The following is a 23994-nucleotide window of genomic DNA, read 5'->3' on the forward strand; positions in this document are numbered from 1 at the left end:
GAATATATAGAGATAAAATGCAAAAGGGCAAGTGAATCACTTGCCCTTTGCTGTGCAAAACGCGCTTAGTTTTGTTCAGATTTATCGAGTAAACCAAGGCTTAGGCGATTGGTCCAACTACGTTTTGGTTTTGCCGTATCTGTTTCAACTTTTGGTGTCGTTTGCTCTGCCGCAGGTGCAGTTTCTGCTTCGTCCCCAGATTTACCGAGTAAACCAAATGACAAGCGATTGGTTAAACTACGTTTAGGCGTTGTTTGCTCTGCCTGAGGTGCTGTTGGTGTTGGTGCAGATGCTTCTGAGTCAGTTCCAGACTTACCGAGTAAACCAAATGATAAACGGTTGGTTAAACTACGTTGTGATTCGGTTGAATTCGCATCATTTGACTGTACGGCATTTTCATCACTACGCCCAAAAATACCTAAGGTCAGTTTATTAACAAAACTACCTTCATTACGTGCCGCAGCTAAATTTACATTGCCATTGGCTTTGACCAATTGTGGGTAGTTGAGTTTTAAAATTTGTGTATATTGCTGTGCAGTTGCATTATCACCCAATTTGCCATAGCTATATGCAACAGTGGCTAACGCTTCTGGCGTTTGTGGCGTTTGTGGATAATGTTCAATCACCCATTGACCGCGTTGCGCTGCTGCAACCCACGCACTACGCTCAATATTATAACGCGCAGCTTCCATTTCATGTTCAGCCAATTCTTGGTTGATATATTTCATGCGCAGTGCCGCATCAACCGAATATGAGCTAGATGGGAAACGACGAATTAAATCCACAAAGTTTTGGTAGGCAACTTTTAAATAGCTGACATCACGATGCGATTGTTTTAATGAGGTATAACGAATAATACCGTCATAGTTTTGTTCCATGTTTGCCACGCCGCGTGCATAGTAAGCATAAGCGAGCTGTGGGTGCTCAGGGTTTAAACGAATAAAACGTTCTGCTGCGGTGACCACACCTGGATAATCTTTTTGTTGGAATTTTACATAAATCAGATCAAGCTGTGCTTGTTCTGCATGTGATCCAGTTGGGAAATAGGTGTCAATCGCTTGGAGGTTTTTGGCAGCCTCAGTATATTGACCTTTATTTAACGCTTTTTCTGCTGAGTCAAAATAGACTTGTTCAGAGCTTTTAGGGCCAAGATCGGTCACTTCTTTTTTTGCTGGATTGCTGCTACAGCCCACAAATGTACTTGCAATGCCTAAAGAAAGAGCAAGCATAGTAACTTTATAACGTGGTAGCGACATAAAAATTCCTCAGTTAATACGGGCAATGAGCTACAATGGCAATATTAAACCATTATTGTCTTAATGAGCCAAATGACTTCAACACAATCTTCTCATTCTAATTCCACTGAAACAGATTTCAATTTACTTGAAGATGCTGACGATGCAGATAATCATAATTCGTCAGCAACTGCAACACATTTATCGTTGCAATTTCAGTTGGATGATTCGTATATCGGATCACGCATAGACCAAGTCGCAGCAATGGTTTGGTCGGAATTTTCACGTGAAAAACTCAAACAGTGGATGAAAGACGGCCACTTATTGGTGAACGGTAACAAAATTAAACCGAAATATCGCTGTGAAGGTCAAGAAATACTCACCCTTGATGTTGAACTTGAGGTGCAAACCAAAAGCCAACCTGAAAATATCCCACTTGATATTGTTTATGAAGATGATGATATTTTGGTGATTAACAAACCTGTGGGCATGATTGTGCATCCCGGTGCGGGTAATCCATCAGGAACCTTGGTCAATGGATTGTTATATCATTTCCCACAAGCAGCAGAACTTTCGCGTGCAGGTTTGGTACATCGTATCGATAAAGACACCAGTGGCTTACTTGTGGTTGCTAAAAACCTTGAAGCTCAATTTTCATTGACCAAACAATTGGCAAATAAATCGGTCTATCGTGTATATGACTTGGTTGTTTACGGCAATATTGTGGCAGGTGGTACGATTGATGAACCAATCAAACGTCACCCTGTAGACCGCATTAAAATGGCGGTTTTACCAGGTGGCCGTGATTCTGTGACCCATTACAACGTTAAAGAGCGTTTCCAACATTTTACCCGCGTGCAAGCACAGCTTGAAACAGGGCGTACCCATCAAATTCGTGTGCACTTTACCTATATTGGTTATGGCTTAATTGGCGATTCTGTTTATATGAACCGTGTGCGTGTTCCTGCGGGCGCTTCTGAATTGCTCGCGAACACCTTACGTGGTTTCCGCCGTCAAGCTTTGCATGCGGCTAAATTGGGTTTAATGCATCCACGTACTCGTGAAGAAATGACTTTTGAAGCACCGTGGCCTGAAGATTTTGCCAATTTAGTTGCGGTATTACGTGAAGAAGACCGTGCCTATTAAGTCATATCGATGAAAACTGAAATCTGCTGAATTAAAGGGAAATAATATGCAATTTGTCGCAGGGCTTCCAACAGGGGTGTATGTGGGACAAACTAAACTGCAACATCCACAGTGTTTGCCAAGTCTGCAACCCGATTTGGCAGGTTTCAATTTAGCGTTACATGTGCAAGATGATCCTGCACGGGTACAGCAGCACCGTATGCAATTGTTGCAAGATTTTATGCCGTTTGGTGTACAGAAACTCACGTGGATGACCCAAACCCATAGCACTATTTGTCATACCGTAAATGAACAGGTGTATTTTGAACCTTTGGTTGGCGATGGCTTGGTGACACAGCAAAAAGCCCATGCACTATTAATGATGACAGCAGATTGTTTGCCTGTTGTTTTAGGTAATGCAGACGGTACTGAAGTTGCTAATTTGCATGCAGGTTGGCGTGGGTTGGCAGGTGGTATCATTGAAAATACGGTTGCCACTATGCAGAGTCAGCCGACTTGGGCATGGCTTGGTGCGTGTATTAGTCAGCCAAACTTTGAAATTGGCGCAGAAGTTAAAGCTGCCTTTTGTAGCAAATATCCACTTGAGTTTGCCTTTAAAGCAGGACAGCAAGATGGGAAGTACCATGCCGATTTATATGCCATCGCACGCTATATTTTACAGCAGCAAGGTCTAAGCTTGGTTTTGGGTGGCGATGCATGTAGTTATGCTCAAACAGAGGATTATTTTTCGTATCGCCGAAATGCCAAAACAGGGCGGATGGCTACATTTGTATTTATGCAATAGGGTCTTTTTTTACTTAAATGAACAAGATGCAAATGTAAAACTGGCTTAATACAGTCGGTTTTACATTTTTTTTACTGCAAGGATTTAAATTTTACGTTTATCTAGCTGTTGTGCAATTTGATCACCCATGGTTTGCACAAACATGACCAAAATGACCAATAAAATAATGACGGTAAGCATAATTTGGGTATCAAAGCGTTGATAACCATAGCGATATGCCACATCACCCAAACCACCCGCACCGACTGCACCTGCAATGGCAGAAGAATTAATCATAGTGACAATTGTCACCGTAAAGCCTGCCACAATACTGGGCAAGGCTTCGGGTAATAACACATGCCAAATAATTTGTTTTCGATTACAGCCCATGGCTTGTGCGGCTTCAATTAAGCCGTAATCGACTTCTCTTAAACTCACTTCGGCAATTCGAGCAAAAAAAGGTGTGGCTGCAAGCGATAACGGTACAATCGCTGCCCAAACGCCATAACTTGTTCCAACTAAAAATCGGGTCAATGGAATAAGCGCGACCATTAAAATTAAAAAAGGAATAGAACGGGTGATATTGATAAGCCACCCCAATGGTTGATGAATTTTTAAAGATGGATAAATGCCTTGAGCAGAGGTACATACCAATGCAACTGCAAGCGGTAGACCAAGGATAAAGGCAATGAACGCGGAGATACCGACCATCAATAAAGTGTCGATCGTGCCATTGGTGAGTAAATTAAAGAGTTCTGACATAACCGAGCACCTGAATATTTTGAACTGCTGCATGCATTGGCAATTGGCTTAGAAGTTTGGTTTCTGCTGCAATTGCAAAGACTACATGACCTAACGTATGTTGTTGGATTTGATCGATTTGGCTTTGTAAAATTTGCACAGGCGTATTGAGTTGATGTAAATACGCGGTTAAATCAAAATTGCTTTGGGTGTCATGCACATATTTAAGCTGTAACACTTGATAGGGCATCGCTTCATCATTGCTACGATTTAATTGAAGGTCGTATTTGTGTTGCTTGACGTCTAATAGTTCTTGGGTAATGGTGTGTTGGGGCTGTGAAAAAATTGACCATACCGCACCCGACTCTACAATTTCACCTTGATCAATCACCACGACCTCATCACAAATTTCGCGAATCACCTGCATTTCATGGGTAATTAATACAATTGTGATGCCAAGCTCGTGATTAATTTTTTTTAGTAAAGCTAAAATACTTGCGGTACTTTCGGGGTCAAGTGCTGAGGTTGCTTCATCACACAGTAAAATTTCAGGGTGATGCACCAAGGCACGTGCAATCCCAACGCGTTGCTTTTGACCACCCGAGAGTTGCGATGGATAATGCTGCGCTTTATGGCTTAACCCCACCAAGTTCAAAACTTGAGTCACTTGAGTCTCAATTTCGGTTCTTTTCACGCCTGCAATTTTGAGTGGTAGGGCAATATTGTCCCATACCGTTTTAGCAGACATTAAATTAAAGTGCTGAAAAATCATACCAATGCGTTGCCGTAGTTGGATGAGTTCGGCATGACTGAGTGCACTTAATTCTTGTTGATGAATATGTACCGTCCCTGAAGTGGGTTGTTCTAAGCCATTTAAACTACGGATAAGTGAGGATTTTCCTGCACCACTGCGTCCAATAATCCCAAAAATACGCCCTTGAGGAATATCTAAATTAATCTCTTTTAAAGCCTGAATTGGCTGTTGGTTTTGTCCAATATACTGTTTATTTAAGTTGCGAATTCGAATATGTGGCGCTGAAAATGCAGTGCTTGAACCAAAACTAACCATAAGATTCTCCTATTTCCAGCCCGCATACCAAAGTCCTGCACCAATTTCTTTATCTAACGATGCTTTGACTAAAGGTGAGTTTTGATAGAGATCGACAAATTTTTGTAAGCGGCCGCCTTGGTCTTGGTAGTCTTTGCGTACCACAAATAAAATCGCATAGCGTTTGTCTTCTTTACTGTTAAATTCCAAAGCGTCTTTGGGGTCGATGGTTTTAGCAAGATGTAAGTAATGTGGATAGCTAAAGGCTAAATCGACATCATCAACCGCACGGGCAGTTTGTGGGCCTTCAACTTCAATAAATTTGAGTTGTTTAGGATTACTAGTAATGTCTTGTAAGGTCGATAAATAATTTTTGGGGTCTTTTAAGGTAATCAGTTTGGCTTGTTGTAATAACAGCAATGCTCGACCTTCATTGACAGGGTCATTCGGTACCGCAACTCGTGCTTGTTGTGGTAAGTCATTTAAATTTTTATATTTTTTGGAATATAAACCAACTAAAGATGCCGCACCCACTGCAAAAGGTTTAAGCTGATAATGACCTTCTTTAATTGCATTGTCTAAAAAGGGTTGATGTTGAAAAAAGTTGGCATCAATATCGCCACTGTTTAAAGTTGAGTTTGGTGTTTTCCAGTCGGAAAATTCCACCAATTTGACGTTCAGCCCTTGTTTTTTAGCTTCATCTGCCACCACTTTGAGTGTGGTTGCAAAGGCAGGGGTAATTCCAATTACCAATTCTTTTTGGGCTTGTTGTTTATTCCATACAAAAAAACCGATCATCGCAAGCAGAAAAACGCCCCCAATAAGGGATAAGTTTCGAAGTTTATGTTGTTGAGTCATGCTTATTCTCCTAAATAAATTGATCTTGTTTATGCGGTTGTTGTATTCGATTTTTTACTTGGTTTTGCTGTGCGGGATGGTTGCTTGGTAAACGATCGCCATTGTGGAAAATTTTATGGCGTAACGTACCTGTGTCATATGCTGTTTTATAGCGCCCACATTGTTGTAGTTCAGGGATTACCCAGCGAATAAAGTCTTGATGTGACTCAGGTGTAACGGTTCGGGTTAAGTTAAAACCGTCAATGCCTGTGTCATCTAAAAATTGAATCAGTTGTTCTGCAACCTCACTGCCACTGCCTATAAATAATGGATAGCGTCCACCTAAAACATGTTGTGCTTTTAAATTGGCAGGGGTGATACGTTGTTCTTTAAATTTTTGATTAACCGAAACAATGCTGTTGCTGTGCCGATATGGAATCACTTCATTGTCGGCATATTGTGATAAGTCTAGACCGATGGAGCTTGAATAATGGGCAAGTCCTGCTTCGGGACTGGCATATTGGCAATATTCAGCAAATTTTTGTTGTGCCTTGGCATGAGTTTCATCACTGACCACGCTAATGCCCACAAAAATTTTCAGTGCACTCGCATCACGGCCATTACGCTGTGCTTGGGTGCGTAATTGTTGTACTTGTTGTTTAATTTTTTCGGGATGATCGCCACCAATAAACACGCATTCGGCATGTTGGGTGGCAAAATCAATACCACGTGGTGATGCACCTGCTTGAAATAAAACAGGCGTGCGCTGTGGTGAAGGTGCAACTTGAAAGACACCTTGGCTTTGAAAAAACCGACCGTGATGTTGAATCTGGTGAACTTTTTTGGGGTCGGTAAAAATACGCCGTTTTTTATCGATTTGAACGGCATCATCTTCCCAAGAATCTTGCCAAAATTTGTAGCACAGCTCTAAAAAATCTTCGGCTTGGTCATAACGCAAATCGTGTTCAGTTAAGCTTTGTTGCCCAATTAAACGCTCGGCACTGTCTAAATAGCCTGTGACAATATTCCAACCAATACGCCCTTGGGTTAAATGGTCTAAACTGCCAAAACGCCGTGCCAATTGGTAGGGGTGTTCATAACTTAAATTGACCGTTAAACCAAAGCCTAAATGTTGCGTTACATGTGCCATCGCCGAGACTAAGGTTGAGGGATCGTGGCTAGGTAATTGCACAGACTCTTTTAGTGTTACATCTAAATTGTGCTGATAGACATCGTACACGCCTGTAATGTCGGCAATAAATAAAGCATCAAATAGACCTTGTTCAAGGGTCTGAGCAAGGTCTGTCCAATAGTTTAATTCATTAAAACGGTGCGATTGGTCACGTGGATGCGTCCACAAACCATGATTAATATGTCCGACACTATTCATGTCAAAAGCATTGAGTAAAATCTGCTTGGTCATTACAGCGTCCCCCGTCGTGGTGGTAAGACGCGGTTTAACGCATAATTCCCAATAAAGTAATATTTCCAGCGTGCTGGGTCGTGCAAGGTATGCACACGGGCATTGCGCCAATACACATCTAGCCCATCTTTAAGTTGGCTGCCACGACTGCCTGCCAATTCAATTAATTTTGATGCTGCTTTAAGTGCAGTTTCTGTACTGTGGGCGCGGACTTTAGCCACTTCAATTGATGCTTTGCCTATTTGTTCGGCATTATTTTGTACTTTTGCATCATCGACTGTTTTAGCTGACTGCTTAAGCAAAAGTTCGGAAGCTTTTACATCGACTGCAATTTGCCCAAGTTCATATAGCGTGAGTGGGTCTTGGGTTGCAAGCTCAGCGCCTGAATCAATCCATGGACGGGCTTGGCGAATACGCTGTTTGGTTTCTTCAAAAGCAGCACGGGCAATCCCTGTTTCAATGGCTGCATGCATGAGCTGTGCAAAGGGGCCAACCAAAGTGGGGCCTAAAAAGGCTTCATCAAAGGGAATCACATCCATCGTATCGACAAAAACTTGGTTAAATTTGACTGAACCACTGCCTGTGGTACGTTGGCCAAATCCTGTCCAGTCATCAATGATTTCAATGCCTTGGCGATGTCGTGGTACAAAAGCTAAAAACTCACGATCAAATTCATCTTTAACTAAGGTGGGAATGCGATGGGCGAATAAACTGCCTGTGCAATAAAACTTTTCGCCCTGAATTAAATAACCATTTTCAATTTTTTGTAATTGAGCATGTTTTTGAGTGGAATTTCGGGTTTTAAATTCGGCTAAAGCATTGCCAAAACGCGCACCACTTAAAACTTCGCCATATAAATGTTGCTGTTGTTCGAATGTGCCCGTGTTACGTAGCACTTCAAGTGCATAAAAATGATTTTGTGGAATTTGCCCAATTGAACCATCTGCGCCACTAAATAGGGCAATAATTTGTGCCACTGTATAGCTAGACACTTCAGCACCGCCAAATTGCTTTGGTACGGTAATGCCCCATAAACCCGATTGGCTAAATTGTTCAATTTCATGAAAAGGAAGCTGGCGGTTTTGGTCGCGTTGCTGTGCTTGCTGTTTAAATTGCTGACTTAAAGTTTGCGCAATCTCTAAAGCTTCTTGGTCGGACTGAATGCGGTGTGCTAAGGGTTGTGGAATGCTCTTTTGTGTCCAAAATTCTTGATATGAAGTCATAGCTGCTCCTTAAATCCACGCATGGCGAGCAGGATGAACGCCATTTAAGTAATAATTTCCAAGGGCAAAATATTTCCACCGCACAGGGTCATGTAAGGTGTGTACACGGGCATTGCGCCAATGTTGGTCAAGGTTGTGTTGGCTTAAAGAGGAACGGCTTCCTCCCAATTCAAACAATTTTTCTGAAATAGTGAGCGCAGCGTGATGTGCATAAATTTTTGCCTCAGCGACTTTAATTGACGCTTCGGCAATTTGTGCATCACTGATATGATTGGCAGATTCAAGTTCATCTAAATATGCCGCAGCATCATCAAGTAGTAAAATTGCCGCACTGAGTAAGACGTCGAGTTTACCGACCTCTTGTAATGTGTAAGGTTCTTGTGAAGCGCGTTCGACATTAGCATCTGCAATTGGGCGGGCTTTACGAATCGTACTGAGCGTATCTTGAAAGGCAGCTTCGGCAATCCCAACATCAATCGCGACTTGTAATAATTGCGAATAAGCACCACGGGCAGAATTTTGTGCTGTGAGTCCACGTTCATCAAAAATAAGTAAGGGATTTACGTTTACACGCTCTAGTTTTACACTGCCGCTAGATGTGGTGCGTTGCCCAAATCCATGCCAATCATCAACTACAGTCACACCTTTGGCATGGCGATCAATCAATACCAACACCAAATAACCTTCGGGATGTTGTGCTTTAATCGCTAACCAGTCTGCAAATTGACTGCCTGTAGAATAAAATTTCTCACCTGTGACAAAGTATTGGTTATTTTCAATATCTAAACGGGTATGAATACTTTTGGTGTCTTGGCTGTTACGTTCAGGGCCACCATTGGCAATAAATTTGCCTTTTAAAATTTCGCTAAATACAAATTCTTTTTGTTGTTCTGAGCCAACCAAGCGAATAATGTTTTGTACTCCAAAGCCATTTTGTGGAATTTGCCCAATATTGGCATCAGCTTTGGCCAAAATTCGAAAAATTTGCGCTAAGGTTTGGTTAGAAACATAAGCACCCCCATATTGTTTTGGCACACGAATCGCCGCCAATCCTTTTTCTACTAATGTTTTGATGATTTCATGCGGTAAAATTCGTTTTTGATCACGTAAATTTCGCTGTTCCAAAGCTAAGTCAGCCAATTGATAGGCTGCATTTAAGGCGGTTTGGTCGTTTTGAATCGGACTCTTGTTGGTTGGCATGATGTACTCCTAAAACTCAATAGGAAAACCATAGCCAAAAATGGCAGGCAGCAGAAATGAGGAATAATGCAATAAATATGAAAAAAATCACAATGACGGTTTTACCAATGAAATGAAAAATTATTTTTATTTAAGTTATTGAAAATTAATTTATTTTTATGTTGCTGTGAAGCTTAAATGCCAAAATTGAGATAAAGATTGCTGCAAAAGATATAAGTTGCGATCATTATTGTAAGAAGAAGTCGAATCTAAAATGTGAAAATCAATCAGCGTTAATCGGATATACATATTTATTGGAGGCAGAGATTAAAATTGCTATGACTCCAATAAAAATACATCTTTATGAATTAAATATTAAAGCCTAAAGTAGGAAATTTAGGCTAAATTAAAACTTAAAATAAATCATTCACTCTTCTATTTTTTAGATAAAGGTATAGAAATGAATATTTAGTTATTGAGTGAAAATTCAATAAAATAATTGCATTATCCTTATTAAACTTTATGGGTTAGATAATGTGGTGTTGTGTAAGAGTGTATTGGGTTGATTCACTAAGAGGTGAATAAAAGGATCGATACTTTGCTTGGAAATTAAGTAAGGATTAAATTGAGAAGCGTGATGGTCTGCAAAAAATTGTTTTAGATTTTGATTGATAGGGGCAAACTTCATACTCCAATCTTTAAAAAAACGCTCTTCACATTCTTGATATAGGAGTATTTCACAGTCTTGATGGCGAGAATCAAGAATAATTTTTTGATAAAATAGATAGTCGATAATTTCTTTTGACCCTTCTATCCATTGTGCAAAATAGCCATAACCATAATATAAAACCCCTGTAATTTGATTTCGATAGTTAAAATCAACTGCGGTGTTTAGGATTTGCATCAAATCAGCTTTTACATCAATATCTTGATTTGTTTTTTTACTTGCATAAAGCAATCTTATATTTTGCATCAAAAATAACTCAAATAAATATGTTGTAATAATCAATATTTTGAAAATCATGGGAATTTCTACTGATATTGATCATACATGAGTTTATTTTATAAAGATAAGTTTTTTCATTCTTCGCATTTGAAATAAGTTTGCCAGCTTTATTTAATTAATCGATAGTGTTGAGCGTTTGTGAAAAGATAAAGCTACGAGTTACTTCAATTGGATATGGCTTGCCATTAATAATCAGTGGATGAAATTTGACTTTTTGGCGATATTCTTGCAATACATATTCATCTAATTCAGCCACACCGCTGCTTTTAATAATTTTAGCTTGGTTAATGTTGCCGTTATCATCTGCTGTTGCATACAGTGTCATGGTGCGTTCTTGACCTTGAAGCATTCGTTTAGAAACCATAATGTTAGGTTCATAAAGAATTTTTGGTGTTCGATCAGCCAGTATTGTAAAGGGTTGGATTGCACGTACTGGATAATATATGCCATTTTCTTGATAAGGGCTTAGTTTCGCGCTTTTAATGGCCTTGAGTAGGATGTTATCTATTTGATCTAGTCCACTACTTTTAATGATTTTGGCATCTGTGATTTGCCCATTGGGACTGGTTTCAAATTGTATTTGTGCGCTTCTGTCGTAGCCTAAAAGCATTTTATCATTGATATTCACATGTGGGCTACGTAACCATTTTACTTGATTCTGCGTCAAATTGGCGATGCTTGGCTCGGCGGCATAACTTTGAAAACTAAAGCTGCACAACAGTGGAATACAACACCAGACGATTTTTTTTATTAAGGTGTTCATAAATAAACCATATAAAAATAAGCAAGATATGCAGGATGATTAACGAGTTTTTGTTATCGAAGCATTGATTGCCCAAGTCTTTGAGCAACCAATGTGAGTTTTTTATTTATGAAATATACGTGCTTTGTCACGTTGCCAGTCGCGATCTTTTTCACTGGCGCGTTTGTCGTGCAATTGTTTCCCTTTAACCAAAGCAATTTCAAGCTTGGCTAAATGACCTTTCCAATAACAGGCCAGTGGTACACATGAATAGCCTTTTTGTTGCACAGCACCCATGAGCTGTTCAAGCTGACGGCGCGAAAGGAGCAACTTACGGCTGCGGGTGGCTTCAGGTACAACATGGGTTGAAGCAGACAACAATGGCTGAATCTGAGCACCAAACAGATAAGCTTCATCATTTTTAAATAGGATGTAGCTTTCGACAAGGCTCATACGCCCAGCACGTAAAGATTTGACTTCCCAGCCTTGTAAAGACAAGCCAGCTTCAAATTTTTCTTCAATAAAATAATCGTGACGGGCACGTTTGTTCTGTGCAATGGTACCGCCATTATTTTTTTTAACTACAGTTGCTTTCGCCATAATCAAATCATTCCAAATCTGTGCTTATTGTGCCGTAAACTTGGGCAGAGGTGAAGTATTTTCCATAATTTCAAGTGTAGTTCCTTCGCTAAAAAAACAAGTTTTTGCTAAAATGGAAAAATTCGAGCTCAAATTAGAGAACATTTGGATGTTTAAAACACGCGTCATTTATCCGGGTACCTTTGATCCAATTACCAAAGGGCATGTCGACTTAGTGGTTCGTGCATCAAAAATGTTTGATGAAGTAGTGGTGGCAATTGCGATTGGGCACCATAAAAATCCTTTGTTTTCTTTAGATGAACGTGTTGCCTTGGCAAAAGAAGCATTAAGCCATTTAAATAATGTTGAATTTATTGGTTTTGATGGCTTGTTGGTGAACTTTTTTCAAGAACAAAAAGCCACTGCAGTTTTGCGTGGTTTACGTGCCGTATCTGACTTTGAATATGAGTTTCAATTGGCGAATATGAACCGTACTTTAGATGCTAACTTTGAAACGGTATTTTTAACGCCTGCCGAACAATATTCATTTATTTCATCGACCATGGTGCGTGAAATTGCACGTTTACATGGTGATGTATCTAAATTTGTGCCACAGCATGTGGTAGATGCTTTTAATCTAAAATATCAATCTAAATAAGGTTAAGCAGGTGTCTTTATATATTACCGATGAATGTATCAATTGTGATGTTTGTGAACCGGTGTGTCCGAATGAAGCAATTTATTTTGGTGAGCTGATTTACGAAATTGATCCAGATTTATGTACTGAATGTGTGGGGCATTTTGACAAACCACAGTGTCAACTTTTTTGTCCGGTCGATTGTATTCCGCTCGACCCAAACCATTTAGAAAGCCAAAATCAGTTATTTGCAAAGTATGAGCGTTTAACTGCGCAAAAAAATACAAGCAATTCTGAATAAAAGTTGCTATTATACGCGCCGAAGTGAGCTGGACGGTCGCTGCTGTGGAGGTCTTCGTGACTAAAGCAGGGGAGGAAAGTCCGGGCTTCAAAGGGCAGGGTGCCAGGTAACGCCTGGGCGGTGTAAACCGACGGCAAGTGCAGCAGAGAGTAGACCGCCTCATTCGTGAGGTAAGGGTGAAAGGGTGCGGTAAGAGCGCACCGCGTGGCTGGTAACAGTTCACGGCAAGGTAAACCCCACCAGAAGCAAGACCAAATAGGAATCCAATAGGTACGGCCCGTACTGGATTCGGGTAGGTCGCTTGAGCGTACGAGTGATTGTACGCCTAGAAGAATGATCGTTCTCGACAGAACCCGGCTTACAGGCTCACTTCACTAAATTTAAAAAAATGCTTGACGTTGCATTAAAATTTAAAGATAATGCGCGCACAGTTTTCGGCTATGTAGCTCAGTTGGTTAGAGCACCGCACTCATAATGCGGGGGTCACAAGTTCAAGTCTCGTCATAGCCACCATTTTATAGACCACGCACACGCGTGGTCTTTTTTTATGCCTTAAACCCATTCAACTTGTGCAAACGCTTTTTGATAAGCGCTGTAATCAATCTCTGATTTATCATCTTTATTGCTAATTAAAGCGCTAACTTCGCTTGGTTTGGCATAATTTACACGGCTGATGATATCTAATTTACTCTGATCTGCCAAAATAATTGTTTGTTGGCTTTGTTTGAGCATGGCTTGGGCAATATGTGCTTCTTCGGTGTAAAAGCTACTCGCACCGTATGTAGGATGAATACCTACTGGCGATAACAGTGCAATATCTGCCTGATAACGATAAATTTCTTGAATCAGCAACTCGCCTTGGGTTTGTGCGCGCTGTTGAACACGCCCACCTAATAAAATAATTTCATGGCTCATTTGTTCGGCATCGTTGGCCATGGTGAGGTTAAATACCGCTTGCAAGCTATTTGTGAGGATGGTTAGACCCGAAAGCGTGCGCAGTTCTTCTGCCAAAATGGAGGTTGTGCTGCCTGCATCCATAAAAATTGTTTGACCTGATTGTAAATGCTGAATCGCGGCGCGTGCGATGGCACGTTTTTCTTTGGCAAATTGGGTATTTCGAATATGCAGCGGCGCTTCAACAGCAATACTTTCGGTTGCAACTAAGCCACCATGAACGCGTTTGGCAACACCAAGCGCTTCAAGTTCAATCATGTCTCGGCGGGCAGTTTCTCGCGAAATCTCCAATTCATTCATGACGCGCTCAGTACTTAAACGCTGTAATTTTTTTAATAATGCCTGAATGCGATGTAGGCGTTCTTGTTGCAACATGGCCATTCTCAATGAATATTTAACCGATATAGTAAAGCCAAATAGCAAAAAAATCGAATCATAAATGTGTATAAAAAAGTATTTGTGTATTTTATTGCATTTTAAAAAAACTCGGATTATGATCAGGGTATGCAGAAAAATTAACCTAGCATACAGATTAGGACTTTCCCCAAGGAGACGCACATGGCAACACGTTCAACCATTATGGATACCAACAGTTTTCGTGCAGAACATGCCGATGCTTTGGATGCTGAAACCCGTAAATTGACTGATAAGCGCAGTAAAGTTTTGGGCGAGTCCTATCGTTTGTTTTATCGTAATCCTGTGCATTTGGTTAAGGGTGAAGGGCAGTATCTCTGGGATGCTGCAGGCAATAAATACTTAGATGTGTATAACAATGTGGCCAGCATTGGACATTGTCATCCTGCGGTCATTCAAGCGGTAAACGAGCAAATGCAAATGCTGAATACGCATACCCGTTATTTGCACGAAAATATTTTGAACTATACTGAAGAATTATTAAAAACCACGCCTGCTGAAATTGACCGCGCTATGTATATGTGCACAGGCTCAGAAGCGAATGATTTGGCGATTCGGATTGCACGTGAATTTAGCGGTGGTACAGGCATTATTGTCTCGCAAGAGTCGTATCATGGCACCAGTAGCTTAACCTCGGGTTGTTCGCCAGCTTTGGGTACAGGTCAGGCTTTGGATGCAACCACACGTTTAGTGCCAGCACCCGATCATTACCGTATTCAAACCGATGATTTAGGCGAGTGGTTTGCTGGTCAAATTCAACAACAAATTGATGACATGAATGCCAAAGGCATTAAATTTGCGGGCTTTATGGCGGATTCAATTTTCTCGTCAGATGGTGTGATGCCAAATCCAGCAGGTTTCTTGAAAAAAGCGGTTGATGTGGTCCATGCCAATGGAGGTATTTTCATTGCCGATGAAGTGCAACCTGGTTTTGCTCGTACAGGCGATTCATTTTGGGGCTTTGGTCGACATGGGATCGTACCTGATGTGATTACCACCGGTAAGCCAATGGGTAACGGGATTCCTGTGTCAGGTTTATTGGCAAAAAGTGATGTCTTAGCTGCATTTAGCGACAATATTCCTTACTTCAATACCTTTGGTGGTAACCCAGTTTCGATGGCGGCAGCGCAAGCAGTGTTAAAGGTGATTCAGGAAGAGGAATTACAAGCACACAGCAAACGCGTCGGTGCGTTATTACAAGCTGAACTGACCAAGCTGATGGATGTGCATGAATGCGTGGGCGATGTACGTGGTGCAGGTTTATTTATTGGCTTTGAACTGGTTAAAGACCGTGACAGTAAAACGCCAGACAAACAATTGGCGTTGGACTTAATTGAAGAATTGCGTAACACCCATCGTGTTTTAACTTCAGTTGCAGGGCCGTATGGAAATGTGTTGAAACTTCGTCCACCACTTGCTTTCCAAGAACATGATATTGATTGGTTGGTGAGTGCTTTGGATCAGTCGATTCGTAAACTTAAAGCTTAATTATTTTGAAACTGAACCCCATAAGTTGAACACAATTTATGGGGTTTTTAGTCGATATAAAAATGAAATTAGTTGTCTAAAAAAGCCAAATCTTTTTCTGTATAGCGTTCACCACAAATCGCTTGAGGAACAAAAAGATCATTCAGATGTTGTAAAGTTTCACTCGACAAAATTAAATCAACCGCTTGTACGTTATCTTGCAAATGTTCAACTTTGTGAATCTCAGAAGTTGTTAGTAGATGACATGATTGCTTTACCCTTTGCTTAAGCCGTACGATAACATCCATTTGCGACACCGCAATTTATTGCAAAATTTGGTCAACCACAGCGTATTGAAGAATTAATTAACTTTAATTGTATTCAGCGGAAATTTCCAAGTGATGCATTGTATGCATGGGAGTTTATGCTTGAGGGCAAGCGAATTGAGAAGAAGGTGATGGGAGACCTGATTTTTTAATACCGACCAAATGATGATTGATGCTGGTTTAGCACATTTAGGGATTATTTATGTTTATGAAAACTTGGTGCAACAATACGTAGAAAGAGGCTAGCTACAACCCATTTTAAGTCAATATGCTTGTCCTAAAACACCTTTTTATTTGTATTATGCCAGTAAAAAATATCAGTCAACTGCACTCAAACTTTTTATTGAGTGGATTAAAAACAACAGTCAGCATTTTAATTACGCCACTGTCTTGGATTTACCCCAAACCAACGTTTAAAAGCACGAGAAAAAGCACTGGCTTCTGAATAGCCGAGTAAAAATGCCATTTCAGAAATCGGAATATTTCTTTGTTTCATATACTGTTCGGCCAGTTCTGAGCGGACTTTATCTACAAGTGCGGTAAAGGTAAAACCATCCGATTTTAAACGACGAGTAAGTGTGCAACCACTGAGTCCAATATCTTGGGCGATTTTTTCTAAATTAGGTTCACCTTCACTGAGTTCAAGTTGAATATGCGAGCGAACTTGATCGGTAAGGGTTTGGCTTTGGACACTTAAATTAAGTAAGCGCAGGGTGTCGAGCATCATGGTCAGTAACATCGGGTCATGATTCGGCATGCGATGTTGCGTGTCTTTTTTGGTAATTAAAATTGAATTAAAAGGTTGATCAAAATAGACTGGCGCATTAAATAGTTTACTATGTTCTTGCCAAAATTCAGGGCGGGTATGTTCAAAATGAATGCCACGTGGTGAATAATGAGGCCCTAAAACTTCACGAATCACATTCATAAACATGCCTAAAGTTAATTCTGCATCCTGACGACGAGTTAAAATCGCACCGTGATGAATTTGATAGTCAATTCGCCAGCTATCGCCTAAATCGACCATGCGGGTGAGCGTGTCCTTTTGGTGCAAATGGAAGTAATGGGTCATGTTAAATAGTGCACTTTCTAAGGTTGCAGAGCATAAGCCAATATATCCAATTAAACCCAAAGCCTTCGGTTGGAACTGCTGACCATAATGTAAGCCAAAATTATCACAGCCAGAAAGTACGGCCGCTTGTTCTAATACTTTACAATAATTTGGAAGTTGTAGGCTAAGTGTTGGGCTGCTGAGTAATTCACTATTAATCCCGCTAATACCAAAAACTCGGTCTGCATCTGCGCCTTTTATGGTAATAAACTCACTTAAACCTGATGCGGCAGAAGAAAGAACGCCTTGATTACACATATTATTTGATAATAATTGAGCTGCGTTGAGCTGAAACATGGCAATTCTCCTGCCTCATCTATCCTTGTTCTTAAGCAAAATACGTACCAATTTAATTATTCACCAAATCCATTTTGGTTAATTTGTTGCAGGTCATATTTTGTTGTTTGCATTCCATTGCAATGCCATTTTAAGCATAAACCGAGGCGTAGCAAAATAGCAATTTACTACACCTTAAGGGTAAAAAATTATTCGCCTTTGAGCGTTTTTGCTGTGGTTGAACCAAAACTTAAGCTTTTAATTGAACCTGTAAATAGCCCTGTATTGGCATCACGACCTTGCAATAAAAACTTGGCATCGGTTTTGCCATAACTTTGTACTGCAAGCTGTGAAAACTTGCCAATATCGGTGCTTGGTTTACGTAAGCGGTTTACAATAATGACTTTTTTTGTATCGCTAAAATCTTGCATCATATTTTGATCGCCTTCGCTATCGCCTGCAATCAAAATTGGGCCATAGCCATATTTCGACACTAAAAAGCGTTGAATGGTTTGGGTTTTACCTTTACCTTGGGTTTGTGCATAGCCATGACGAAACTCAGGTAAAATTTTGCCTTGTACATCGCGTTCAAGTTCCATGGCATAGGCATGGCTTGCATCAATGTTATAGCCCATGTCCGGATTAGAAATAATTTCTTTAATAACATCAATAAACGAGGCTGAACAGACATAGACATCAATACCATTGTCTTGCAAGGTTTTAAACAGATTTTGCATGTCCTGATAAGGATGTAAGCCATTTTCCCATTCAATACTCACCACGCCTGCTTTGCCTGCAAGGCTTGCGGGGGATATCCATTTGACAGGGCCAATTGGTTGTTGCTGTTGCCATGCAAATGTGGCTTTGACCAAATCACGCACTTGGCTTTCGGTCATGCCAGTAAATAAATAAGTTACCCACGGGTAAGCCACCTCATGGTCAAAGGTGTCGCCAATTGCGGCATACAAGTAGCGCATTTTGGTGACAAAGTCTAAATAGTGTGGGTCTTTTTGGATGTCGACTAAACTTTTTTTGCCATTTAAACCCTGATAATTTTGATACAGCCAAGTGTAGCTGCTAATAATATCGGGGGCGATTTTATCAATATTGACGGATTGGCCTTGTTGATTGTTATATTCAGCGACAAAGTTTTGATTATTAATGCCTTTGCGAATAATTTGATTAAGCTGTGCAGGTGTCACCTTAAAAGCCAAATGTTCTAATTGATAGATTAAAGTGGCTTCTTCAATATCTAAAAACACCGAAGTATTGTCAAAGTCGGTGACCATATACGGGCGTTTTTGAGGGTTGTAATTTGGACTGTCTTTGCCATAAGTTTTGATGAGTTGATTTAGCTGTTCGCGGTTAAACGCATCCCAATGACCTGCTGCCAAATACTCAGCTTTTACAGGCATGCTGCTACTTTGCGATGATACAGAAATGGACTGATGGGTACTACAAGCACTTAATCCGAGTAGGCTTGCAACGAGTGTTCCAAGTATAAATTTTTGCATTCGATTGTTTTGGTGGATATTGTGCTGCATTTGGATGAGTCGTCCTTAATTGTTCGTGCGCTGAGCTTAGCGACTGAATATGACCAAAATAAGTCTTGGCGACATTCAGTAATCGCATGATCTTTTTTATGGCTGAATTAAAGGCCGACAGGCATTTCACCATTCAAATATTTTTGACATAAGCGCACGCTTTCATTAGACCATTGATCACCAAGACTTAACGCCATTTCTGTTTGAGCATGTGAGCCAACCCAAGCCATCATTTGAATGCGGCGCTGCATAATAAAGGTCGGGATAAGTGCATATTCTTCATTACTGATATGTGCTTCACGTTCATAGCCTTCAATCCAATTTTCCATCCACTGTGGTGCAGGGGCTAAATGTTCATTAAAGCTAATTGCGGCGGCTAGGTCGTGCATAAACCAACTCATGCCACAGTCGTCAAAATCGATTACACCAATGCGGTTTTGTTGTAGCAACAAATTGGTTAAGCGTAAATCTGCATGAATCAGGCCATAACGGTCGGGGGTTTTACCAAAGTTTGCCAGTTTTTTACCAATCACCCCAATTGCTTCTTCAATTATGCCATGATCTTTCGCATCAAGATGAGTGGCATTGCGCCAATCACCCCAGTGACCTTCTGCACTTAACATGGTGTCGTGATTCCACACAATACGATCAAATGTTGCGGGCATTTGCCATGTTTTGCTGTGATGGTGTAGCTGTGCCGTGATTTGACCTAATTGTTGAAATGCGGTTGGGTCAACTTCAGTGGTTGGCATATCGCCTTCAACCCAATTAAATAAAACAGCGTAACGGATTTGACCATCCTCAAGTTGCAAGGTTAAAACCCGTTCGTTTTGGGTGCTTAAAATTGCTTGAGGTACGGCGATACCATGTTCAGTCAGTGCATCTAACCAATGTAATTCGCTTTCGATATTTTGTTTGTTGTGATAATTCGGGCGGTGCAAACGCAGTGCATAACGCGCTTCTGCGGTACGAACTATAAAAGTTGCATTTTCAGATTGGCACAGTAATTTGATTTGTCCGTGATAGTTTTTTGGATATTGCGCAACTGCTTGTTCTGCGAGTGCAAACAAAGTGGTTGTATCTAAATATTCATTTTGTTCAACAGAAATCATACGCCTACCTCGTTCATTTTTTGTCATTGCAAATGGCTTTGAGTATTTGCCATCTATCCTTGAGATACAGCGTATGCGAGATTGAATTTTGCCGACTTGACAATAAAGCATGAAAACTTGTCTTTTAATGTCAAGTTTTCACGGTTATGCAGACGCATTATTTAAGTAAGCATGCAGCACATGATGTTGCTTAAACAATATTAAAATTCTTCTATTGAGAGGAGAGAGCGATGAGTAGTCAGCTAAAACCGACGTTAGGTACCTTTCATTTGTGGGGGATTGCCGTTGGATTGGTCATCTCGGGCGAGTATTTTGGTTGGAGTTATGGTTGGGGCGTTGCAGGAACACTGGGTTTTTTGGTCACGACCTTAATTATTGCCACCATGTATACCTGTTTTATTTTTAGTTTTACCGAGTTGACCACCGCCATTCCACATGCAGGTGGGCCATTTGCCTATAGTCGTAAAGCCTTTGGAGAAACGGGCGGCTTTTTGGCGGGGATTGCCACGTTAATTGAATTTGTGTTTGCACCACCTGCGATTGCCATGGCGATAGGGGCATACCTGAATGTGCAATTCCCCGAAATTAATCCTAAGCTGATTGCACTTGGCGCTTATGTTGTGTTTATGGGCTTAAATATTGTAGGAGTGAGAATTGCTGCAACTTTTGAGTTGGTGGTGACAATTTTAGCTGTGATTGAACTACTGGTCTTTGTTGGGGTGGTGAAACCAGGCTTTAGTTTTAGCAATTTTGTATTGAATGGTTGGGCAGGTTCAAATCATTTTAGCGGTGCTGCAATGTCTGGTATTTTTGCCGCTATTCCATTTGCAATTTGGTTTTTCTTAGCAATTGAAGGTGCTGCAATGGCTGCCGAAGAAGCCAAAGACCCGAAAAAAACTATTCCACGTGCGTATATTACTGGTATTTTAACATTGGTGTCGTTGGCACTTGTGGTTATGGTCTTTGCTGGTGGGGTGGGCGATTGGAGTAAACTTGCAAATATTAACGATCCATTACCACAAGCAATGAAAATGGTGGTCGGTAATAATTCATCATGGATGCACATGTTGGTGTGGATTGGATTGTTTGGGTTGGTTGCAAGCTTTCACGGTATTATTTTAGGGTATTCACGCCAAATTTTTGCGCTAGGTCGTGCAGGATTTTTACCAAGTAGTTTAGCCAAACTTTCACGCTTTCAAACACCACATCGTGCTATTCTGGCAGGTGGTGTCGTTGGTATTGCCGCCATCTTTAGTGATAGCTTTATCAATATTCAAGGCATGAGTTTAACCGCTGCAATTGTGACGATGTCATGTTTTGGTGCATTGTTGATGTACATTATGAGCATGTTAAGTTTATTTAAATTACGCCGTTCAGCACCTGAACTTGAGCGCTCTTTTATGGCGCCGGGTTATCCAATTATTCCAGCAGTTGCTTTAACCATTGCGAGCATCTGTTTTGTGGCAATGTTCTACTTTAACCCAATGATTGGTGCAATCTTTATTGGCTTTATTGTGGTCGGTTATGTATATTTCTTATGTACGAAAGTTCAACGTGATTCGAGTGAAGAAGCACAACAATTATTAAAAACCAGTATTGAGTAACCGGTAAAATGATCACGTTAAAGCCCGACTTGTTCGGGCTTTATGGTGTTTAGTATTCTTGTAAAATTTTGCCACTAATAAATGCAAAGTATTCGCGTAACCATGCGTTATAGCGAGTTTGCAGGGGCGTTTCAGCACCAAGCATCACAGCATTGCTATAACCTTGTTTTTGTGCAATCGCATGTGCTCGAATGGTGTGGAAATCACTGGTGACAATCGCAATCGGCATGGCTGTAGTGACATGATGTTGTTGTAAGAGTTTTGCACTATTACTTAAATTTAATGCGGTGCTGGTGCTTTGATCTTCCAAAATCATCTGCTTAGGTGAAAGATGATATTTATGCTGTAAATAATTTGCCATCACACGTGCTTCTGATTGCTGTTCTGCAAAGTCAATTCCACCCGAAAGAACTAGCCGTGCTTGTGGTTGCTCCATTGCAATTTGTGCTGCACGGTCTAGCCGTAAAGCCAATGTCGGACTGGGTTGACCATTAATTGTACCACTTCCAAGTACAATAATGGCTTTAAGTTTTGGAGTTTGGTAATCATTCTGACTTTGTGTTTGTAGCATATAGCCAAATAGTGCAAAGGAGCATAACCAAAGTAATAAAAGACACCATCCAAGCCGATACCCGTGTTTGTATTTTGGGTGTTGTGCTAAAAAATACTGTAATGCTTTCCATTTTAGAGCAACCAAAAGCCATAGGCTGCCAAGCAATAGCGGTAGAAGAATTCCAATGTGAATTTTACCAAGTGCGAGCAAATATAGACTATCTATACAAAGCAGACTGCCAATGACAAATAAGAAAATCCGACAGCAAGGCGTGAGTAAAGATGACATAAGCAGTTGTCATGTAGCAATTTTGGTATTGCATCATAAAAGCTTTGAAACAATATTGTAAACAAACCCTCGTATTGATTATTTTTTTTCACAGTAAGATGTGAGGAAATGATGCTGTGATGAGTTTTAAATGAAAAAGTGGATAGTTGCTGCTGCGTGTAGTGGTTTTATGTTGAATGGTCTGTGGTTGCCAAGCACTTATGCAGCACAGTCGACAGCGGCAGCATCAACGGTTGTTGTCGCGAATGCGACTGAACAACCTAATCGGTTTGATTTTAAAGCGATTCGTGAACAACAGCATCGTCCTATTGTGGCATTGGTTTTGGGTAGTGGTGGCGCACGGGGCTATGCGCATATTGGTGCAATCGATGTATTGGAAAAAAATGGCATTCGCCCTGATTTTATTGTAGGAACCAGTGCAGGCAGCATTGCCGGTGCATTATATGCCAGTGGCAAAACTGCCGATCAAATCAAAGATATTGCCTTAAATATGAAGGTGAAAGATGTCCGTGAATTTAAAATTCGAAAAAAAGGCTTTTTAGATGGGCAAAAAGTACAAGATTTTATTAATCAGCAAGTGCAAAACACCCCTTTAGAAAACATGAAGATTCCTTTATTTGTGGTGGCAACTCAACTCAATAATGGTAAAAAAGTGGTATTTAATACAGGCAACACAGGGCAGGCCGTGAGTGCATCTGCTGCTATTCCAAGCATGTTTATTCCTGCCAATATTGCGGGGACGGAATATGTCGATGGTGGTTTGGTGAGTCCTGTACCTGTTGAAGTGGCACGTCAATTGGGTGCAGATATTGTTATAGCTGTTGATATTTTGGCACAGCCGAAATATACCGAAACAGACAATATTTGGGGGTTGTTTAACCAAAATATTAATATTATGCAGCAGCATTTGTCGCAAGCTGAGTTAAAGCAAGCAGATGTGGTTATTCGACCTGATATTCGTGAAAAAGCCCACATCTTTGATGTAAAAGAACGTGTAAATACAATGTCGGAGGGCGAGCTTGCGACAGAAGCTAAACTTATGAATATTGAACAAGCCATCGCAAAAAAAACTGCTGAATATCGTCCATCATCTTGGGATGAAACACGGGCGCAAACGCATCGACAAAATTAAATAAGGTTTATATAACCGTAAATTATGGCGGTTAGAGGTTAAGAAAATTGGGGTGCGAGTTTTGGAAAAAGATAGCCTAAAAAAGAACAAGGAGGATAGGTTGTCGCCACGATTTTAATAGAGGGTATTGTAATGGCATATCATAAATAAACGATTATAGCGACAGGACTCAAAAGTAGGCCTGCAATTGTATAAATGAGTGTAGAGATAATGCAATCTAAATGAAGCGTGGGCAATTTCTTCTGGTTTGATATTTTATTTTTATGTAAAATTTTTAGTACAAAATGCTAAATTGCACAAAAAATTTAAAATTCATATATAATTGCGCGTCAATACTCCTTTAGTCATGGATG

General features: G+C 40.5%; 23 protein-coding genes, 1 tRNA gene and 1 other RNA gene. 9 read left to right on the top strand and 16 right to left on the bottom strand.

Annotation, left to right across the window (positions count from 1 at the left end; translation table 11 throughout):
- Nucleotides 1–65: 65 nt before the first annotated feature.
- Nucleotides 66–1256: an outer membrane protein assembly factor BamD gene (locus FXN70_RS07755; protein ID WP_324646885.1), complete on the bottom strand. Its 1191-nt coding sequence runs from the start codon at nt 1254–1256 to the stop codon at nt 66–68.
- Between the two features lie 72 nt (nt 1257–1328).
- On the opposite strand from FXN70_RS07755, the gene rluD reads away from it, so the two are divergent.
- A complete protein-coding gene (gene rluD, locus FXN70_RS07760) occupies nt 1329–2381 on the top strand; it encodes a 23S rRNA pseudouridine(1911/1915/1917) synthase RluD (RefSeq protein ID WP_324646886.1) in 1053 nt (350 codons plus the stop codon).
- Between the two features lie 46 nt (nt 2382–2427).
- On the top strand, nt 2428–3165 hold the full coding sequence (gene pgeF / locus FXN70_RS07765) for a peptidoglycan editing factor PgeF (protein ID WP_324646887.1): 738 nt from the start codon (nt 2428–2430) through the stop codon (nt 3163–3165).
- 84 nt (nt 3166–3249) lie between these two features.
- Here pgeF and FXN70_RS07770 read toward each other — a convergent pair whose 3' ends face one another.
- The 9 genes from FXN70_RS07770 to smpB all read right to left on the bottom strand — a co-directional run bounded on the left by FXN70_RS07770 (nt 3250) and on the right by smpB (nt 11943).
- On the bottom strand, nt 3250–3906 hold the full coding sequence (locus FXN70_RS07770; RefSeq protein WP_420714386.1) for a methionine ABC transporter permease: 657 nt from the start codon (nt 3904–3906) through the stop codon (nt 3250–3252).
- Nucleotides 3890–4954, bottom strand: a complete 1065-nt coding sequence (locus FXN70_RS07775; RefSeq protein WP_324646889.1) for a methionine ABC transporter ATP-binding protein — start codon at nt 4952–4954, stop codon at nt 3890–3892. Before FXN70_RS07775 ends, FXN70_RS07770 begins: the two co-directional genes overlap by 17 nt.
- Before the next feature lie 9 nt (nt 4955–4963).
- Nucleotides 4964–5731 (bottom strand): MetQ/NlpA family ABC transporter substrate-binding protein, encoded by a 768-nt coding sequence (locus tag FXN70_RS07780; protein WP_324646977.1) that lies wholly within the window; start codon nt 5729–5731, stop codon nt 4964–4966.
- A gap of 70 nt (nt 5732–5801) precedes the next feature.
- Nucleotides 5802–7193 carry an LLM class flavin-dependent oxidoreductase gene (locus FXN70_RS07785; protein ID WP_324646890.1) on the bottom strand — a complete coding sequence of 464 codons (1392 nt, stop codon included), beginning with the start codon at nt 7191–7193 and terminating at the stop codon, nt 5802–5804.
- Nucleotides 7193–8416, bottom strand: coding sequence for an SfnB family sulfur acquisition oxidoreductase (locus FXN70_RS07790; RefSeq protein WP_324646891.1), 1224 nt, complete (start codon nt 8414–8416; stop codon nt 7193–7195). Before FXN70_RS07790 ends, FXN70_RS07785 begins: the two co-directional genes overlap by 1 nt.
- Before the next feature lie 9 nt (nt 8417–8425).
- Nucleotides 8426–9616 carry an SfnB family sulfur acquisition oxidoreductase gene (locus FXN70_RS07795; protein WP_324646892.1) on the bottom strand — a complete coding sequence of 397 codons (1191 nt, stop codon included), beginning with the start codon at nt 9614–9616 and terminating at the stop codon, nt 8426–8428.
- Between the two features lie 499 nt (nt 9617–10115).
- Nucleotides 10116–10568 carry a BLUF domain-containing protein gene (locus tag FXN70_RS07800; RefSeq protein WP_324646978.1) on the bottom strand — a complete coding sequence of 151 codons (453 nt, stop codon included), beginning with the start codon at nt 10566–10568 and terminating at the stop codon, nt 10116–10118.
- Nucleotides 10569–10716: 148 nt separating this feature from the next.
- Nucleotides 10717–11364 (bottom strand): TonB family protein, encoded by a 648-nt coding sequence (locus tag FXN70_RS07805; RefSeq protein WP_324646893.1) that lies wholly within the window; start codon nt 11362–11364, stop codon nt 10717–10719.
- A 102-nt stretch (nt 11365–11466) separates the two neighbouring features.
- Complete coding sequence (smpB, locus tag FXN70_RS07810) at nt 11467–11943, bottom strand: SsrA-binding protein SmpB (RefSeq protein ID WP_324646894.1); 477 nt, start codon at nt 11941–11943, stop codon at nt 11467–11469.
- Nucleotides 11944–12091: 148 nt separating this feature from the next.
- Between smpB and coaD the strand changes: the two genes are divergently transcribed.
- The 4 genes from coaD to FXN70_RS07830 all read left to right on the top strand — a co-directional run bounded on the left by coaD (nt 12092) and on the right by FXN70_RS07830 (nt 13373).
- Entirely contained in the window at nt 12092–12580 is a 489-nt protein-coding gene (coaD, locus tag FXN70_RS07815) for a pantetheine-phosphate adenylyltransferase (RefSeq protein WP_324646895.1), read from the top strand.
- Between the two features lie 10 nt (nt 12581–12590).
- The gene (locus FXN70_RS07820) at nt 12591–12860 is read left to right on the top strand and encodes a YfhL family 4Fe-4S dicluster ferredoxin (protein ID WP_324646896.1); all 270 of its coding nucleotides are present in this window, start codon (nt 12591–12593) and stop codon (nt 12858–12860) included.
- A 20-nt stretch (nt 12861–12880) separates the two neighbouring features.
- Nucleotides 12881–13237: RNase P RNA component class A (rnpB, locus tag FXN70_RS07825), an RNA gene on the top strand.
- Nucleotides 13238–13296: 59 nt separating this feature from the next.
- A tRNA-Met gene (locus FXN70_RS07830) sits at nt 13297–13373 on the top strand.
- Nucleotides 13374–13412: 39 nt separating this feature from the next.
- On the opposite strand, the gene FXN70_RS07835 is transcribed toward FXN70_RS07830, so the two are convergent.
- Nucleotides 13413–14189 (bottom strand): DeoR/GlpR family DNA-binding transcription regulator, encoded by a 777-nt coding sequence (locus tag FXN70_RS07835; protein ID WP_324646897.1) that lies wholly within the window; start codon nt 14187–14189, stop codon nt 13413–13415.
- 183 nt (nt 14190–14372) lie between these two features.
- Between FXN70_RS07835 and FXN70_RS07840 the strand changes: the two genes are divergently transcribed.
- Nucleotides 14373–15716, top strand: a complete 1344-nt coding sequence (locus FXN70_RS07840) for an aspartate aminotransferase family protein (protein WP_324646899.1) — start codon at nt 14373–14375, stop codon at nt 15714–15716.
- Nucleotides 15717–15784: 68 nt separating this feature from the next.
- Here the strand turns inward: FXN70_RS07840 and FXN70_RS07845 are convergent, their stop codons facing one another.
- From FXN70_RS07845 to FXN70_RS07860, 4 genes are all read right to left on the bottom strand, one after another.
- The gene (locus FXN70_RS07845; protein WP_324646900.1) at nt 15785–16003 is read right to left on the bottom strand and encodes a hypothetical protein; all 219 of its coding nucleotides are present in this window, start codon (nt 16001–16003) and stop codon (nt 15785–15787) included.
- 391 nt (nt 16004–16394) lie between these two features.
- Complete coding sequence (locus FXN70_RS07850) at nt 16395–17429, bottom strand: AraC family transcriptional regulator (RefSeq protein ID WP_324646901.1); 1035 nt, start codon at nt 17427–17429, stop codon at nt 16395–16397.
- Between the two features lie 188 nt (nt 17430–17617).
- The gene (locus FXN70_RS07855; RefSeq protein ID WP_324646902.1) at nt 17618–18952 is read right to left on the bottom strand and encodes a haloacid dehalogenase-like hydrolase; all 1335 of its coding nucleotides are present in this window, start codon (nt 18950–18952) and stop codon (nt 17618–17620) included.
- Between the two features lie 107 nt (nt 18953–19059).
- Nucleotides 19060–20061: a phosphotransferase enzyme family protein gene (locus FXN70_RS07860; protein WP_324646979.1), complete on the bottom strand. Its 1002-nt coding sequence runs from the start codon at nt 20059–20061 to the stop codon at nt 19060–19062.
- Nucleotides 20062–20294: 233 nt separating this feature from the next.
- Between FXN70_RS07860 and eat the strand changes: the two genes are divergently transcribed.
- A complete protein-coding gene (gene eat, locus FXN70_RS07865; protein WP_324646903.1) occupies nt 20295–21668 on the top strand; it encodes an ethanolamine permease in 1374 nt (457 codons plus the stop codon).
- 49 nt (nt 21669–21717) lie between these two features.
- Here eat and FXN70_RS07870 read toward each other — a convergent pair whose 3' ends face one another.
- Entirely contained in the window at nt 21718–22509 is a 792-nt protein-coding gene (locus FXN70_RS07870; RefSeq protein WP_324646904.1) for a YdcF family protein, read from the bottom strand.
- Nucleotides 22510–22639: 130 nt separating this feature from the next.
- On the opposite strand from FXN70_RS07870, the gene FXN70_RS07875 reads away from it, so the two are divergent.
- Nucleotides 22640–23641, top strand: a complete 1002-nt coding sequence (locus tag FXN70_RS07875; protein WP_324646905.1) for a patatin-like phospholipase family protein — start codon at nt 22640–22642, stop codon at nt 23639–23641.
- The last annotated feature ends 353 nt before the right edge of the window (nt 23642–23994 follow it).

Source organism: Acinetobacter sp. MD2, from assembly GCF_035615575.1.
Classification (GTDB): domain Bacteria; phylum Pseudomonadota; class Gammaproteobacteria; order Pseudomonadales; family Moraxellaceae; genus Acinetobacter.